The organism is Nocardia jiangxiensis NBRC 101359 (assembly GCF_000308615.1).
Lineage (GTDB): Bacteria > Actinomycetota > Actinomycetes > Mycobacteriales > Mycobacteriaceae > Nocardia > Nocardia jiangxiensis.
Genome location: NZ_BAGB01000047.1, coordinates 294,484 through 310,127, shown reverse-complemented (window position 1 = coordinate 310,127; position 15,644 = coordinate 294,484). Strand labels below are relative to the sequence as shown.

Genomic DNA, 15,644 nt, shown 5'->3' with positions numbered 1-15,644 from the left:
TTCGCTCATCCGGCTCCGGCAGCGAGCAACTGTCCGAAGGCCAGGCCGCCGTCGTTGGGTGGCACCCTGTGGTGGGTGATGACGTGAAATCCGTTGTCCTGCAAGCGACGACGCGCGAGCGACAACAGCAGAGCGTTCTGGAACACCCCGCCGGACAGGGCTACCGGAACGCCCGGTTCGCCGAATCGGCACGCCGCGTCCAGGATCAACTCCGCCACCGCCGCATGGAATCGCGCGCCGATCAGCCCGGCTCCTGCGCCCGCGAGCGCGTCGGCGACCACCGCGGCCAGTACGGGTGCGGGACAGATGCGGGCGACCCCGTCGGAATCCGGGTCGGTGATCTCGAAGCGGTAGGCGTGCTCGGGCGCGATGTCGCGGGCCAGGCCCTCGAGTTCGATGGCGGCCTGCGCCTCGTAGTCGACGCGGTGCCGCACACCGGCCAGCGAGGACACCGCGTCGAACAGCCGCCCCATACTCGAGGTCGGCACGCAGCCCAATCCGGTCGTCAACTGGTGCAGCAGGATCCGGCGTTCGGCGGGCGGGCAGGCGGCGACCGATCCGATCGACTCGGACCAGTCGATCCCGGCGGCATACAGGTGCGCCAGCGCCATCCGGTAGGGCCGGTGCACGCTGGTGTCACCGCCCGGAAGCGGGACGTAGGCCAGGTGCGCGAGGCGGCGGAAACCCTTGTACCCCGCGGCGAGTATCTCCCCGCCCCAGATCGCCCCGTCGGCGCCGAATCCCGTGCCGTCGAAGGCGATTCCGGTGACCGTCGCGGAGCCGGGCAGGCCGTGCTCGCCCATCACCGCCGCGATGTGCGCGTGATGGTGCTGCACCGAGGACACCGACCGCTCGCCCGCGGTGCGGTGCGCCCACGCACTCGAGCGATAGCCGGGGTGGGCGTCGGCGGCCAGTTGTCGCGGCCGGACGCCGGTCAGTTCCTCGAGATGAGCTTCGGCGGCCTCGAACGCGCGCAGGGTGGCCAGATCGTCCATATCGCCGATGTGCTGGCTCAGCCACGCGTACCGCCCGTCGGCGAGCGCGCAGGTGTTCTTCACATCCGCGCCGACCGCGACGGTGGGTTCGACAGGCATCGGCAGTGCCAGCGGCAGCGGCGCGTATCCGCGCGAACGACGGATCGGCAACTCCTCGCCGTCGACGAGCCGGACCACCGAATCGTCGCAGGGCACCAGAATGCGCCGGTTGTGTCCGAGGACCGCATCGGCGAGATCGGTGAGTCGGTGCGCGGCATCGTCGTCCGTGTAGCAGATCGGCTCGCCGCCGAGATTGGCCGAGGTCATCACCAGCACGTCCGGACCGGGCGGATCGCCGGGCAGCCCGAACAGCAGCAGATGCAGCGGCGTGTAGGCCAGCATGACGCCGAGGTCGCGATTGCCCGGAGCCACCGACGCGGCGACGGGTCGGGTTCCGCGCGGCAGCAACAGGATCGGACGTTGCGGTGCGGTCAGGATCTCGGCGGCATCGTCGTCGAGATCGGCGATCGCGCCCGCGGTGGCCGGATCGGCGACCATGACGGCGAAAGGTTTGTCGCCGCGCCGTTTCCGGACCCGCAGCAGTGCCACGGCGTCCTCGTTGTCGGCGTCGCACGCCAGGTGATACCCACCGATCCCCTTCACCGCCAGAATTCCACCCTCGCGCAGCAGCTTTCGTGCCGCAGCGAGCGGATCACCGCTCCCGGCAACGGAATAGGTGAGGCTCGGGCCGCAGTCCGGGCAGGCGATCGGCTGTGCGTGGAAGCGGCGATCGGCCGGATCGTGATATTCCCGCGCGCACCGCTCGCACATCGCGAAATCCGCCATCGAGGTCCGGTCGCGGTCGTACGGCAGGCTCGCGATGATGGTGAACCGGGGGCCGCAGTTGGTGCAGTTGATGAACGGGTGACGGTACCGGCGATCGGCCGGATCGGTCAGTTCCCGGGTGCAGTCGGCGCAGATCGCGACATCGGGGGAGGCCAGCGTGCGGCCGCTGCCCCGGGTGGTTCCGGCGATGTGGAATCCGGTTCCGCCGCGCACCGGCAGCTCGGTGCGTTCGATCGACTCGATCACCGCCAACGGTGGCGGCCGGTGCCGCAATCGTTCGGTGAACTCGCGCAGCGCGGTGGGCGCGCCCTCGATATCGATCGTCACGCCGGCGCTGTCGTTGGCGACGCTGCCGGTCAAGGCGAGTTCGGCGGCCGTGCTGTAGACGAACGGCCGGAATCCGACGCCCTGCACGACGCCGCGCACCAGCAACCGGCAGCGGCCGCGCTCGGCGCTCACGACTTCTCACCCCGGCCCATCAGCTCCAGGCCCGCCAGCGCCCGGCGCGCCCCCGCCTCGTCGGTCCGTTCGACCGCCAGGCCCATGTGGATGATCACCCACTCACCGGCCTGCACCGGATCATCCTGGAGCAGGCCGATATTCACCTTCCGCTGCTCGCCGGAGACGTCGACCAGGGCCAGCTGCCGGTTGTAACCCTCGATGATCTGCACGACACGTCCGGGGATCCCGAGACACATGCTCACACCTCCGCTCGCTGGTCACACAGCTGCGTCACGACCCGCCGCACGGTGTCGACCGCCGGATCCACCGCGGCCGCAACGGGATCGGACAACCCGATGCCCTCCTCGGTCGAGTGCACCTGACAGCCGACGACCACGGTGGGCGGCACCGCGCCGCCCAATGCCCGCACACCGGCGAACACCGCGGCCGGATCCATACCGTGCGCATCCAGATCGGTCGGTTGGTCCCGATCGGGTTCGGCGCGGATCACCTCGAGCCGGCCCGGCTCACCCCGGTTCGGCACGGCGTCCACGAGCACCAGCGCATCCCAGTCCTCGAGCAGGTCGTAGGCCAGGTGCATCCCGCGGATGCCGTAGTCGACGATCCGCGCCGATTCCCCGGGTCCGGCGGGTATTCGGCGCACCACCTCGGGGCCGAAGCCGTCGTCACCGAGGAAGATGTTGCCGATCCCGGCAACCAGGACCCGGGTGGTCACATCCGCCGCATTCGCAGGTAGCGTCGCATGTCGGGCACCGACCGCAGGCCGATCGCCGCGGCCAGGAGGACCGCCACCACGATGATCACCGTCAAGATGATTCCCATGACCTCCATGGGTGCTCCTTTCCTCGTGCCCGCCTCGCGGGCAATCGTCGGATTCATTTGTCCGGTCTCTCCAGCGGTTCCAGTTCGTCCGGCTCGAAATACAGGTAGCGCCCGTACCATTCGTGCAGGTCGGCGCCCGGGTCGTCGAGGATGACCACGCCCACGTGGGTGCGTCCGTCCACGTCGGCGTGCACCGAGGTGACCCGCGCGTCACGGCCGTCGAAGAACATGTCGTGGATGTCCGCGCGGCGCGCGGGATGCAGCCGCACCCGGCTGCCCTGGCGCACCAGCACACCGGCGATCGGCACCGCGTCCGACTCCGGCCGGACCGCGCCGTCGGCGTCGGGATCCCACCAGTCCACGCCGGGCGGGATCTCCGGGATCGCGTGGACCTCGTCGGCGTGCGGGTCGCGCAGGACGCCGTGCAGCCGGGCCAGCTCCGGTGCGGTCATCGCCTCGCAGCGGTCCACGATGCGGGCCGCGCGTGGATCGGTCGCCCGCGCAGCGGCCTTCTCCGCGTCGGTCATCGTCAACACTCGCAGGGTCAGGATCTCGTCGATCTCGGTCGAGTCGAACAGCGGTTCGGGGCTCTGCTCGGCGATCTCGGGATGGTCGTAGAGGATGATCGGCGAGACCAGCAGCAGACTGTGGTCACCGGGCGGTCCGGCCAGCACCGGGAAGCAGCGGTGGTGCGTGCAGCGGCCCACGGCCGCTTCGGCGTCCGGTGGCGGCTCAAGCAGCGAAATGAACTGCGCCCCTTCGGCTTCGGCGATGATGTGAGCGCCGATCAGCGATCGGGTGATGGCGTCGCGCTGGTCCGTGGCGGGCTCCCCGGTGTTGCGCACGGTCATGGTCAGGCGCAGATATCCCTCGTCCGGTTCGACGGCCAGTTCGAACTGTCCGGCCAGCCCGCACCGGGTGCGCACGACCGAGCCCTCGGGATCGCCCGCCGGGTCGCCGAGCCGTTCGACCTCGACGCCGCCGGGGATCTCGATAGGCGCGGTGATCGCCACGGGCGCATGGGGATCCAGGGCGAATTCTCGTTCGACCGCCTCGTCCCAATCCAGCCAGGTCCGCCCGGCGACGGTCAGTTCCGCGACGGGTTCGTCGGCGGCATCGCGGATGCCGCGATGCTGAAGTTGCAGGAACCGCACGGTGATTCGCAGCGAGCACGCACCGGTCAACTCGAGCACCGCTTGCCCGCTGATCTCGCTGTCCTCGCCGAACCCGTCCGCGCCCGCGCCGACCGGGCCGAGAACGCCGAACTGCCAGCGGGAGCGGTTCTTTCGCGCATCGGCGCGGTACGGATACAGCAGATATCCCTCGTAGAGCACCGCGTCGGCCACCGCGCGGGCACGTGCCCGCGCTGCCGGCCCCGACCTATTCATGCCGACTCCTCGGCCGTGGCGAGCAATTGCGCGACGGTGTCGTCGAAGCCGAGCATGCCGTGCTGAGCCTTGAACGCGGTGAGTGCGGTCATGGTGTCCTCGCGCAGGCGGACCCAGCCCGCATGGGGGAAGTGCGCCGCCATCAGTTCGCGCCACACCGTGACCGGCATCTCGTAGCGGTCCTCGCGATCCCACGGGATCTGCTGAACCGCGAAACCCGTACTGCCCCTGATGAACACCGTGCCGCTGAACAGGAACTGCAACGGAATCGTGCCCTCCTGCAGGGCGTGCAGATATTTCGATCCGGCGACCTCGAAGTCGTAGGTGCACGACATCGGCAGGTCCACCTCCGAACCGCCGGTGAATCCCGGAATCGTCGTCGCGCAGTGCATCCAGAGGAAGGACCGCTGCGTCTGCGCCCACCGCTCGCGCGGTCCGAACAGATCCAGCAGCCCGGCGCTCTCGGCGTCGGTGTAACCGCGCCGTCCGGGCTCGATCCGCACCTGGGCGCGCAGGGCGATCGCGTGCACGGGTTCGTCGCCCACCGAGGCGATGCCGACCCGCGCGGACAGGATCGGGGTCACCGCATACGGTTCGGGGCGGATGTCCAGCACCGCGAACGTCGTGGAATAGGCCGGGCTCACGGGGCCTCCCGGGATCCGGTCACATCGGCCGGGCGAGCCTTGGCCGACATCGTGGCGAAGAAGTCGTCCACGTAGCGGTGCACCGCCGAACCGCCGTCGAAACCGTGCCACAGCAGGCGGATTCGTCCGACGAACTCGTAGCACGCGTCGATCGGCAGCAGCAGGCACTGCGCTGCCGCGGCATCGCGATCGGGCACCCGGATCAACAGCGCCTCCACATCGTCCGCGAGATCGGCGAATTCGCCGTGCTGGTCGACGAACCGCTGCCAATCACGCAGCGGCAGCTCGGATTCGGTCGCGCCGGCCGGTCCGGGATACAGTGCGACGGTGCGGTCCGCGGCCGAGTTGCGGAAGAAGAAGGCCAGGCCCACCGGAATCTCGAGCCCGTCCCACTCCGGCAGGCTCAGGGTGAAGTCCGGGAACGACAGGTACCGCTGCGGCACGGCCCGGAAACGCAGTGCCGCGCGGCGATCGGTGAACAGCAGATAGCAGCCGCGGCATACGCACATCAGTTGCCGCGCTTCGACATCGACGACGTGCTGATGTTCCTCGGCGATGGCTTCCGCGCACATCTCGCACCGCTCGCCGGGGGCCGGGGTAGGTGGCCGATCGGCCGAGATCCGCCGCAGGGCCCGTATCGTCGGATTCATCCGGCCACCCCCGCGGGCACCGCGACCGACAGCTCCCCGGAGCGCACCAGCACCGGGAAGGGCTCCAGATGGCCGTCGCCGTCGAGCCGGTCCCCGGCGTGCACGACGTCGAAGTGGGCGCGGCAACTCGGACAGCGCAACACCGGATCACCGGATCCGAGTTCGCGGTGCAGCGCCGCGCCCGCCAGGGAGCGGCTGCATGCCGCGCACGAGTCGCGGTAGACGTAGACGTTCTCGCCGACCCGGCAGGCCAGCAGCGTGATCCCGGCCAGCTCGAATCCGCCGACCTCGCCGGGGGCGAGATCCTCCAGTTCCGGTGCGGCGACCCAGTTTCCGCCCGATCGCACATGGGAGAACAGCGTGTCCGGGGCGATGACGGCGGCCTGGGCCGCCGGCTCGGCCGCGACCGCCTCGATCGCGGTGACCTCCGGCGCGGCCGCGCGCACCGCATCCTCCACGGCCAGCTCCAAGGTCACCGTCGATGACGGGCAGCTGCGACAGCTGCCCGTCAGCTCGAGCCGGACCACGCCCTCGCCGGTGATCTCGAGCAGCCGCACGTCGCCGCCGTGCGAGCCCAGATACGGGCGCACACTGTCGAGTCCGGCCGCGACCCGGGTCCGCACGTCCTGCGGATGCAGACCGTGCACCAGCAGCAGGCTGGCCACCAGATCGTCCTGGGCCAGGCGCCGCACCGCGGCGTCGTCGAGTTCCTCGACGATGCGCCGCAGTCCGGCGCCGTACAGATCCACGACCTCGCCGACGAGCGCCTCGGCTCGTTCGCGGGCCACCGTGCCGTGCGCGGACGCGGCGTCGAGCAGGCTCTCGATTCGATCGCCCACACCGCGCCACCGGTCGTCGTCGACCGCTACGTCGGGGTCGTTGTCCTCGGAGCGCGTGAGCATCGCCTCCTTCACCGAGGCCCGGCCGGTACGACCGGGCCGGGCATCATTCGCCGGTCAGTGTCTGGGTCGGAGAGTGCAGGGCGTCCAGCGTCTTGCCCTTGCCCAGATACATGTGCACACCGCAGGGCAGGCAGGGATCGAAACTGCGCACCGTGCGCATGATGTCGATGCCCTTGAAATGCTCGCGGTCGTTCTCCTCGAAGATCGGCTGGCCCTGCACCGCGTCCTCGTAGGGGCCCGGAGTGCCGAAAGTGTCGCGCGGACTCGCATTCCACGGCGTCGGCGGATACGGGTGGTAGTTCGCGATCTTGCCGTCGCGGATCACCATGTGGTGCGAGAGCACGCCGCGCACGGCCTCGGTGAAACCGCAGCCGATGCCTTCGTCGGGCACCTCGAACTTCTCCCAGGTCTTGGTGTGGCCCGCCCGGATCTCCGCGAGCGCCTGCTCGGCGAAGTGCAGTGCGCAGGCGGCCGCATATGCCTGGAAGTAGGTGCGGGCGCGGTCGCGTTCGATGGTGTTGCTCCCGTACGCCGGGATCTTCCACTCGAACTCCACCGGCCCCTTCAACGCGGTCTTGGGCAGGTTGATCTGCACGCTGTGCCCGGTCGAACGCACGTAGCCGATATCGACCAGTCCGGCCAGCGCCGTGGACCACAGCCGAGCCAGCGGGCCGCCGCCGGTATCCAGGGCGAGGTGGTCCTTGCCGTCGAACCAACGCGGGGACATCACCCAGCTGTACTTGTCCTCCAGATCGCGTTTCTGCGGTTTGGGGTTGGTGTGCTGGTTCCAGGGGTGCCGCCGGTCCACCGGATTGCCCAGCGGATCGGTCTTCACGAACATCTCCTGATCGGTCCAGTCCTCGTAATACGAACTGCCCAAGTGGATTCGGAGACCGAGGTTGATGTCGACGAGCGAGGTGGTGAGCAGTTTGCCGTCCACCACGACGCCCGGGGTCACGAACATCTTCCGGCCCCAGTTCTCCATGTCCTTGTAGGCGAAGTTGCACGCCTCAGGATCCTGGAACGAACCCCAGCAGCCCAGCAGTGTGCGCCGCAGCCCGACCTTCTCGTAGCCGGGGATGGCGGTGTAGAAGAAGTCGAACAGATCGTCGTGCATGGGCACGACCTTCTTCATGAATTCCACGTACCGCATCAGCCGCGTCATGTAGTCGGTCATCAGCTGGATGGTTGCCACGGTTCCGACGCCGCCGGGATACAGCGTGGAGGGATGGACGTGCCGACCTTCCATGAGGCAGAACATCTCTCGCGTGTAGCGGCTGACCTGCAGCGCCTCCCGGTAGAACTCACCGGTGAACGGATTGAGCGCTTCCATGATCTCACCGATGGTGCGGTAACCGTGCATCGCCGCGTGCGGCGCCTCGGTCTTGCGGGCGGCGTCCAGGACGCTGGGATTGGTCTCGGCGACCATTTTCTCGCAGAAGTCCACGCCGACCAGATTCTCCTGGAAGATGTTGTGGTCGAACATGTATTCCGCGGCCTCGCCGAGATTGACGATCCACTCACCCAGATGCGGCGGTTTCACCCCGTAGGCCATGTTCTGGCAGTAGCAGGAACAGGTCGCGTGGTTGTCACCGCAGATACCGCAGATGCGGCTGGTGATGAAATGCGCGTCGCGCGGATCCTTGCCGCGCATGAATATCGAGTAGCCGCGGAAGATGGACGATGTGCTGTGACATTCGACCACTTCCCGGTTCTCGAAGTCGATTTTCGTATAGATACCGAGGCTGCCCACGATGCGGGTGATCGGGTCCCACGCCATCTCGACGAGCGAGTCGGGGTCGATCTTCTTGTGTGAAGCCTCCGGGATGATCTGTGTCATCTCCGAGATCCTCCTACCAGGTGCGAGTGGCCCCTGTCTCCAATTTCTCTCCCCGGTGCCGCCAGTGCGGCTCCTTGTCGACCGTGCGATCGGTGATGTGCCGCAGGCTGCGGATCACCGAGCCGTACAGCCCCGATGCCGTGGACGAGATTCTCGCGCCCGGCGGTTCGTCCATGAACGGCATGAACATGTCCGGGAATCCCGGCATCGTGCAGCCGATGCAGATGCCGCCGACATTGGGACACCCGCCCACGCCGTTGAGCCAACCGCGTTTGGGCACATTGCATTTGACGACCGGACCCCAGCATCCCAGTTTCACGATGCATTTCGGCGATCCGTACTCGTTGGCGAAGTCGCCCTCCTCGTAGTATCCGGCGCGGTCACAGCCCTCGTGGACCGTCGCGCCGAAGAGCCATTTGGGACGCAGGGCTTCGTCGAGCGGAATCATCGGCGCCTGTCCGGTGGCCATGTAGAGCAGATAGGTCAGCGTCTCGGACAGATTGTCGGGTTGGATCGGGCAGCCGGGCACGCAGACGATCGGAATACCGGCCTTGGACTTCCAGTCCCAGCCGAGATAGTCCGGAACGCCCATCGCGCCGGTCGGATTACCGGCCATGGCGTGAATTCCGCCGTAGGTCGCGCAGGTGCCGACCGCCACCACTGCGGTGGCCTTCGGCGTCAGGCGATCGAGCCATTCACTGGTGGTTATCGGCTGGTTCGTCGCGGGATTGTTCCCGAAACCGCACCAATAGCCGTCACCGTTGATCTGCTCGTTCGGAATGGATCCCTCGACGACGAGCACGAACGGATCGAGTTCACCGCGATCGGCCTTGAAGAACCATTCGAGGAAATCGTCGGCTCCGCCGGCCGGGCCGCATTCGAAATCGATCAGCGGCCAATGTACGGCGATCTTCGGCAGACCGGGGAGCGCTCCGAGAGCGATCTCCTCGACGCTGGGCTGGGTGGCGGCAGTCAACGCCACCGAATCGCCGTCGCAGCTCAGGCCGGCGTTGATCCACAGCACGTGTATCAACGTTTCTTCGGCCTCGACTGCTTCCTTCGTGGGCATGAGCGCCACCTTCCCGAGCCGGGCGGGGCTGGCCGATCCGGCTCGAAGCCGTCTCAATCTGCACTGTCTCAACCTGTGATGCAGGCCACATAAGTTTAGGCTTGCTGGGTAGTAACCTCAATGGCTCGCCCGAGGGTGGAACGGCGCCTGTCGGCGAGCCACTCGTACCAGTCGCCGAATCCTTCGCCCGTCGTGGCCGACAGCGCCAGCAGTTCGACACCCGGATTGGTCGTGCGGGCGTAGCGCACACACTGGTCGAGGTCGAAATCGACATACGGCAGCAGGTCGATCTTGTTGATCAACACCAGTTCGGCCGCGGCGAACATGTGCGGATACTTCAGCGGTTTGTCCGTCCCCTCGGTGACCGAGACGATGACGACCTTGGCCTGCTCACCGAGGTCGAACAGCGCCGGGCACACCAGATTTCCGACGTTCTCGATGAAGACGACGCCGCGCTCCGGCGGGTTCAGCGCCTCCAGTGCGTTCCGGGTCATCTCGGCGTCCAGATGGCAGCCCGCGCCGGTGTTGAGCTGTACGACCGGGCAGCCCGTGGACTCGATCCGCCGGGCGTCCAGCAGGGTCTCCTGATCGCCCTCGATGACCCCGATCGGGAGGTCCGGGCATTCGCGGATGGTTCGCTCGAGCAGCGTGGTCTTACCCGCGCCGGGCGAGCTGGTCAGGTTCAGCGCCAGGATGTCGCGGTCGGCGAACCACTGTCGATTGCGCTGTGCCAGTTGGTCGTTCTTCGCGAGTACCTGCTGTTCCAGGATCACCGTCTCGGTTGCCGGATGATCGTGCTCGTGGTGGTGCGGATGGTCGTGTTCGTGCTCGTGTACGTGCGGTTCGGTGATCACCGCCGTGCTGTCGCGGCCGCATCCGCAGGTAGCGCACATGGATCGCTCACCTCCATCGAACGGATTCGCAGGTCTGTGCCCGCGCTGATGTCGACATCCGCACTTCCGCAGTCGCACAGGGGGATCGGCTCGTGCAGGGTGAAATCGCGCTCGCATCGATGGCAGTGTCCCCGGGCGGGGACCTGCTCGATGATCAGCTCGGCACCCTCGGCGAGGGTGCCCTCGGCCGCCAGTTCGAAACAGAACCGCAGCGCGTCCGGCACCACCGCGCAGAGCGTTCCTACCGCGACGGTCACGCGAAATATCCGTCGGCCCGCCGCATGCTCACATGCTCCGCCGATGATTCCCTGTGCGATTGCCAGCTCGTGCATGAGATATCTCGATTCCTCGGATACCTATCGATTTCGGAACGCCGACGCACCGAGCATACCTCCGCGCAGTCGCCACGGAACAGGTATGGAGATGCCTCCGGGGCGGTCGGCCATGGTGGATCGACATTGCCGACCGGACCGCAGCATTGCGATTGCTGTGATGTTGCCACTGCCTGCGGGAACCCGCTGGAGGTGTGGTTCGACGGAAAAGCCCGGCGGCCAGGAGTATTGGCCGTGGTGGTGGCGAATACTCCTGGCCTGAGCCGGGATCGGTGAGCCGATCAGTCGATCGTGCAGCCGGAGACGGGCTTTCCGTCCAAGCGGTCGACCAGATAGCCGATCGCGTTGTTGGTGCCGTAACCGTCGATCAGCTCGGGGCCGAAGTGGTTGGGCAGGGTGGCGCCGGGCAGGATGGGCGGCAGATCGTTGGTGCGGAAGGTGACCGTGGCGCCCTTGGCGCACCAGTCGGAGGCGAGACGGCGGGCCTGGCCGTACGGCACCGTGTCGTCGTTGCGGCCGCTGGTGATCAGCACCGGAGAACTCGGGCGCAGCGTGCCGATGCGCTGCTCGTTCAGCACCTGCACGGCCTCGGGGATGGCGTTGAGGTGATCCAGCATCGAGCGGTGGTCCACGGTGAGCGCACTCGTGCGCATGAACCGCTGCTTCACGATGACGTCGCCGATGCATTCGGCGGCCAGGCCGTCGAGCACCGCGCGGCCCTGCGGTGTGGCCGCGGCGTCCAGTGCGGTGCGCAGCTGCGGGTTCCGGGCGACGAATCCGTTGATGGCGAAGCCGATCACGCCGCTGATCAGCGTCCCGTCGACCTGCCCGAGCACCTTGGCCAGATCCGCGGGCGGGGCGCCCGCCCAGGTGCCCTTCAGATTCAGATCGGGTGCGTAACCGGGCTGCAGCTCCGCGGCCGCCGCGGTCGCGCCGCCGCCCTGGGAGTAGCCCCACAAGACCAGGGGAGCGCTGTCGGGAACACCGCCGAGCCGGTTCGCGGCCCGCGCGCCGTCGAGCACCGCGTGCGCCTCCTCGACGCGGTTCACGTAGGTGTGGATCCCGGGCGTGCCCAGGCCGATGTAATCGGTGACCAGGACGCGCGCACCCATCGAACTCCACGCCGCGGCGGCGATCGCCTCCTGGTTCGGCGACATCGACAGCGGGTCGGTGCTGACGACGAACCCGGTGGAGAACGCGATCGAGGGCGCGCACTGGGTGCCCTGCCCGACCGTGCCCGGCGCGATCACCACCGTCGGACGCGGGCCGCCGCTCTGCCACGGCCGCGTCGGTTCGATGTACGTGCCGCTGACCGCGACCGGCGCGTCGTCCTGGGTGCGCGAGGTGTACATCACGCGTTGCGCGGCCACCGGCCACTGCCCGCCGCCGCCCGGCAGCGTCGCGAAGATCGGCATCGGCTCGGACTTCACGACCGATCCCGGCTGCGCGGGCAGCCGAGCGGGCGGGGTGTAGAAAGCGCTGACCGGTGCGGCATCGGCGGCCACCGCGCCGGTGACACAGGATCCGGCCGCGACGGCCACGGCGGCGACGGTGCACGCGGCGAACCGGCGTAGTCGCGAATTATGTTCTTGCACTGGATATTTCCCCTCTGGATAAGCTCGGGCCGCCGAGCGCGTATTCGGTCGGAAGCGCCCTCAGATGACGCTGCCCACGTCCTGCGGCACGAGGTGGTTCAGGGCGCGTTCGGCGACGGCCGCGATGGTCATCGAGGGGTTGCACGCCCCGCAGTTGCCCGGGATCAGCGCACCGTCGAGCACGTAGAGTCCGCGCTGACCGTGCACCCGGCCCTCGGCGTCGCAGACCGAGCCCATACTCGCCCCGCCGAGCGGATGCCAGGTGGAGGGGAAACCCAGGTTGGTATCGGTCAGGATGCTGCCCGGCCCGGCGATCTGGTTCGCCAGCGGCCCGATCCGGCCGTTCTGGATGACCGCGTCGCCCTCGTGCGGCCAGCGCAGAACGGCGTTGTCGTCGGCCGCGGTGTACTCGAAGTGACCGCGCGCCTTGCTCACGCCGTAGCCGACCATCATCGTGCTGTGCGTGTCCATGCCCATCGGCGGGATGGACGCCTGGATGATGGTGGCCGCGCTGGCCGGATCACTCCAGTTCAGGCTGCCGAAGACGACCGGGCCGCCCTGTGGGTAGCCGAATGCCTCGTTCGGCTGGGACCACACGTAGATCCGGTCGGCGTTGGTGCCCCAGTTGCCGCCCAGGCCCGCGGGCATATCCGGGATGTGGCCCTTGGCGGCCGCGCGCACGAGCAGTTTGGTGGTGTTCAGGCTGCCCGCGGCCATGATCAGTGCCGGGGTGGTGAGGATCAGGTTCTCCAGGACCTTGCCGGAGGTGTCGATCCGGTTCACCGAGACCGTCCAGCGGCCGTCCCTGGCCCGCTGGATATCGGTGACCTCGTGCAGCGTGCGGACCTGCACCCGGCCGGTGGCCTCGGCCGCGGCGATGTAGGTGACGTCGACCGAATGCTTACCGCCGTTGTTGACCCCGAGCGCGCCCGCGCCGTTGGTATAGGAGGGGGTCATCTTGCCGTGCAACTCGTCCAGCGCGTAGTTCCAGTCGATCGGCATCGGGATCTTCGACACCGGCAGCCCGGCCTTGCGGGCGTGCTCGGCGAAGATCCGGGCGGCGTTGTAGTTCGGGCTGTCGACGAGGGCGTCGGGTGCGGTCTCCAGCTTCAGCATGCGTGCCACGCGCGGGTAGTGCACCCGATTCATCGTCTGCCAGTCCAGGTCCATCGGGAACATGGACGCGAACACGGCCTCGGTCGGTTCGAGTGACATCCCTTGGTAGACAAGCGATCCGCCGCCGACGCCCGCAGCGCACAGGGCGGTCATGTTGTCCCCGGCGACCGCCTCGATCAGGCCGGTGTAGGGCTCGAAGAGTAACGGCGTGCCGAAGACGTTCGGATTCGAGCGGTACCAGAGCATGCGCTTGTCCGGCTTGGTCGCCAGGGGAAACGTGGTCGCGTTCGGGCCGGTCTGCCAGCGCCGTCCACGCTCGAGCACCAGGACCGGAACCCCGGCCTGCGCCAGCCGCAGGGACGCCACACCGCCGCCGAAGCCCGAGCCGATCACGATGACCCGGTGCTCCTCGCGGGTGAGCGGAACGCGTGTGGCCGGATTGGTATCGGCGCGAGCGATTCCCGTGCTCGCCAGCGCGACCCCGGTGGCGGCGGTCGCGCCCAGGAAGGAGCGACGCGAGAGTGCGGGCATGAATGACCTCCAGAACGCCGACGGACATCTCCGCATGCGCGAGGCCGAGGATCCCGACCGTCCGCTGCACTGCGGCAGTTCTGCCCGAATCGGCGTGTCCGGGCTCGCTCAAACTAGACAGTAGCTTACGAAAGTGTCAAGAATTACATCCGTGATCGGAGATCAACGGTGTGTGAGCGACAACGCAGGCACCACCCAGCGCGCGATCAGTCGCCGCAGATCCTCGTCGGACTCGATGTCCGGATCGTCGAAAAGAACCACCGACAATCCCAGGCGGATCCCGATCTGGGCGATATCGTCCAACTGTGGCTCGATCGCCGGATCCAGCTTCGTCAGCGGCCGGAGCAATTCGTGGGCAATGGGTTTCGCGCGGGCGATCATGTCGGCGTCGAAGATCGGGTTCCCCGGTTCGATGCGGACCAGGCGCGCCAGGATCGGGTCGTCGCGGACCACCGCGCGCCCGACCACGAACAACTCGACGATGTATTCGGCGGCGTCGTCGATCTCGGCGAGGCGGGAGCGCAGGCCGGTCGTGGCGCGGAACAGCAGATCGGCCATCGCCTGGGAGACCAGATCCTCGCGAGAGCCGAAATTCGAGTACACGGTCTGCCGGGTAACCCCGGCCGCATGCGCGGCAGCGGCGATGTTCACACCGCCGAAGCCCTCACTCGCGATCAGTTCGAGCGTGGCGTCCAGAATCTTCCTCCGCGACCGCATCCCACCAGTATCTGCGATCGTCGGCGTCGGCGTTGCCAAAGGGCTGCGGGCCTACGACTGCTACCGGAATCAGCTCGCGTCCGAGTGGCGGGTGGTGTCGCGATCCTCGGGCTGGGAGCCTGCGGCGACTTTCATGCCGCGGTTGAAGGCTGCGATGACGGTCGGATCCAGGCGCAGTGGCTGGGCGGGATCCGCGATGGTGGGGCGGTTGCGGGCGCGGCGGGCGGCCGGTTCGTTGTTCGCGGTCAGACGGCGCATCACGCGTTCCAGGATGGGCAGGATCTCGGTGATGTCGAGGGTTTTGTCCGCGACTCTGCCCATCAGGGCGTAGGCCATGTTGGCCAGGACCAGGCCGACGTCCTCGATGTATTCCGGATCCGCGCCGCCGAAGATCTGACCGGCAACCGGCAGGACCGCGTCCAGGCCCTGGGTGTCCAGTCGCGTCCCGCCCGGACCCGAGCGGGCGCGGTGGAAGGCCTCGAGCATCTTCGGGCTGCGTTCCCAGGGCTGGAAGACGCTGTGCAGCACGCGCATCAGGCCGTCGTGCAGTGTTTCCTCGGGGCCGGGCGGTGCGAGGTCCGGATAGGCGTGGTCCGCCATCCACCGCTCGATCGCGGTGACGATCAGTTCGTCGCGGGTATGGAACAGCTTGTAGACCGTCGCCAGTGAGACGCGGGCACGGCGTGCCACCTCGCGTAGCTGCACCGCGTCGTAACCTTCGGTTTGCAGCAACGTGAGCACCACGTCGATGATCTGCTCCGACGCGTCGCGTCCAGGGGCCCTGCTCACTCCATTACTGTAACACGGTTACTACGGTAACATCGTTACTTCGCTCGTTCGGAGAGGCTTCGGCGGGGAAGTCG

Annotated in this window: 16 protein-coding genes; all 16 read right to left on the bottom strand. The window is 67.9% G+C overall.

All coding sequences use genetic code 11. The features are described from left to right. Positions 1–5: 5 nt before the first annotated feature. Positions 6–2,279 carry a carbamoyltransferase HypF gene (hypF, locus tag ON40_RS21895; protein WP_040825545.1) on the bottom strand — a complete coding sequence of 758 codons (2,274 nt, stop codon included), beginning with the start codon at positions 2,277–2,279 and terminating at the stop codon, positions 6–8. Continuing rightward, complete coding sequence (locus ON40_RS21890; protein ID WP_040825543.1) at positions 2,276–2,518, bottom strand: HypC/HybG/HupF family hydrogenase formation chaperone; 243 nt, start codon at positions 2,516–2,518, stop codon at positions 2,276–2,278. The genes hypF and ON40_RS21890 overlap by 4 nt, the downstream gene beginning before the upstream one ends. A gap of 2 nt (positions 2,519–2,520) precedes the next feature. Beyond that, positions 2,521–2,997, bottom strand: coding sequence for a hydrogenase maturation protease (locus ON40_RS21885; RefSeq protein WP_040825541.1), 477 nt, complete (start codon positions 2,995–2,997; stop codon positions 2,521–2,523). Next, on the bottom strand, positions 2,994–3,113 hold the full coding sequence (locus ON40_RS56115) for a DUF6893 family small protein (RefSeq protein WP_085997763.1): 120 nt from the start codon (positions 3,111–3,113) through the stop codon (positions 2,994–2,996). The genes ON40_RS21885 and ON40_RS56115 overlap by 4 nt, the downstream gene beginning before the upstream one ends. Before the next feature lie 44 nt (positions 3,114–3,157). Continuing rightward, positions 3,158–4,492 (bottom strand): hypothetical protein, encoded by a 1,335-nt coding sequence (locus ON40_RS21880; protein ID WP_040825539.1) that lies wholly within the window; start codon positions 4,490–4,492, stop codon positions 3,158–3,160. Then, complete coding sequence (locus tag ON40_RS21875; protein ID WP_040825537.1) at positions 4,489–5,136, bottom strand: DUF6084 family protein; 648 nt, start codon at positions 5,134–5,136, stop codon at positions 4,489–4,491. The genes ON40_RS21880 and ON40_RS21875 overlap by 4 nt, the downstream gene beginning before the upstream one ends. After that, entirely contained in the window at positions 5,133–5,786 is a 654-nt protein-coding gene (locus ON40_RS21870; RefSeq protein ID WP_040825534.1) for a DUF5947 family protein, read from the bottom strand. Before ON40_RS21870 ends, ON40_RS21875 begins: the two co-directional genes overlap by 4 nt. Then, positions 5,783–6,688, bottom strand: a complete 906-nt coding sequence (locus ON40_RS21865) for a NifU family protein (RefSeq protein ID WP_051193433.1) — start codon at positions 6,686–6,688, stop codon at positions 5,783–5,785. Before ON40_RS21865 ends, ON40_RS21870 begins: the two co-directional genes overlap by 4 nt. Before the next feature lie 43 nt (positions 6,689–6,731). After that, positions 6,732–8,528 carry a nickel-dependent hydrogenase large subunit gene (locus ON40_RS21860; RefSeq protein WP_040825532.1) on the bottom strand — a complete coding sequence of 599 codons (1,797 nt, stop codon included), beginning with the start codon at positions 8,526–8,528 and terminating at the stop codon, positions 6,732–6,734. Positions 8,529–8,541: 13 nt separating this feature from the next. Further along, positions 8,542–9,597, bottom strand: a complete 1,056-nt coding sequence (locus ON40_RS21855; RefSeq protein WP_040825531.1) for an NADH-quinone oxidoreductase subunit B family protein — start codon at positions 9,595–9,597, stop codon at positions 8,542–8,544. 95 nt (positions 9,598–9,692) lie between these two features. Then, positions 9,693–10,490 carry a hydrogenase nickel incorporation protein HypB gene (gene hypB, locus ON40_RS21850; RefSeq protein ID WP_051193389.1) on the bottom strand — a complete coding sequence of 266 codons (798 nt, stop codon included), beginning with the start codon at positions 10,488–10,490 and terminating at the stop codon, positions 9,693–9,695. Further along, entirely contained in the window at positions 10,448–10,822 is a 375-nt protein-coding gene (locus tag ON40_RS21845) for a hydrogenase maturation nickel metallochaperone HypA/HybF (protein ID WP_040825529.1), read from the bottom strand. The genes hypB and ON40_RS21845 overlap by 43 nt, the downstream gene beginning before the upstream one ends. 281 nt (positions 10,823–11,103) lie before the next feature. Next, positions 11,104–12,417, bottom strand: coding sequence for a lipase family protein (locus ON40_RS21840; protein ID WP_051193388.1), 1,314 nt, complete (start codon positions 12,415–12,417; stop codon positions 11,104–11,106). A gap of 60 nt (positions 12,418–12,477) precedes the next feature. Next, positions 12,478–14,064 (bottom strand): GMC oxidoreductase, encoded by a 1,587-nt coding sequence (locus ON40_RS21835; protein WP_040825527.1) that lies wholly within the window; start codon positions 14,062–14,064, stop codon positions 12,478–12,480. A gap of 162 nt (positions 14,065–14,226) precedes the next feature. Further along, positions 14,227–14,781, bottom strand: a complete 555-nt coding sequence (locus tag ON40_RS21830) for a TetR/AcrR family transcriptional regulator (RefSeq protein ID WP_040825525.1) — start codon at positions 14,779–14,781, stop codon at positions 14,227–14,229. 69 nt (positions 14,782–14,850) lie between these two features. Next, positions 14,851–15,570: a TetR/AcrR family transcriptional regulator gene (locus ON40_RS21825; protein ID WP_245567925.1), complete on the bottom strand. Its 720-nt coding sequence runs from the start codon at positions 15,568–15,570 to the stop codon at positions 14,851–14,853. Positions 15,571–15,644 lie beyond the last annotated feature (74 nt).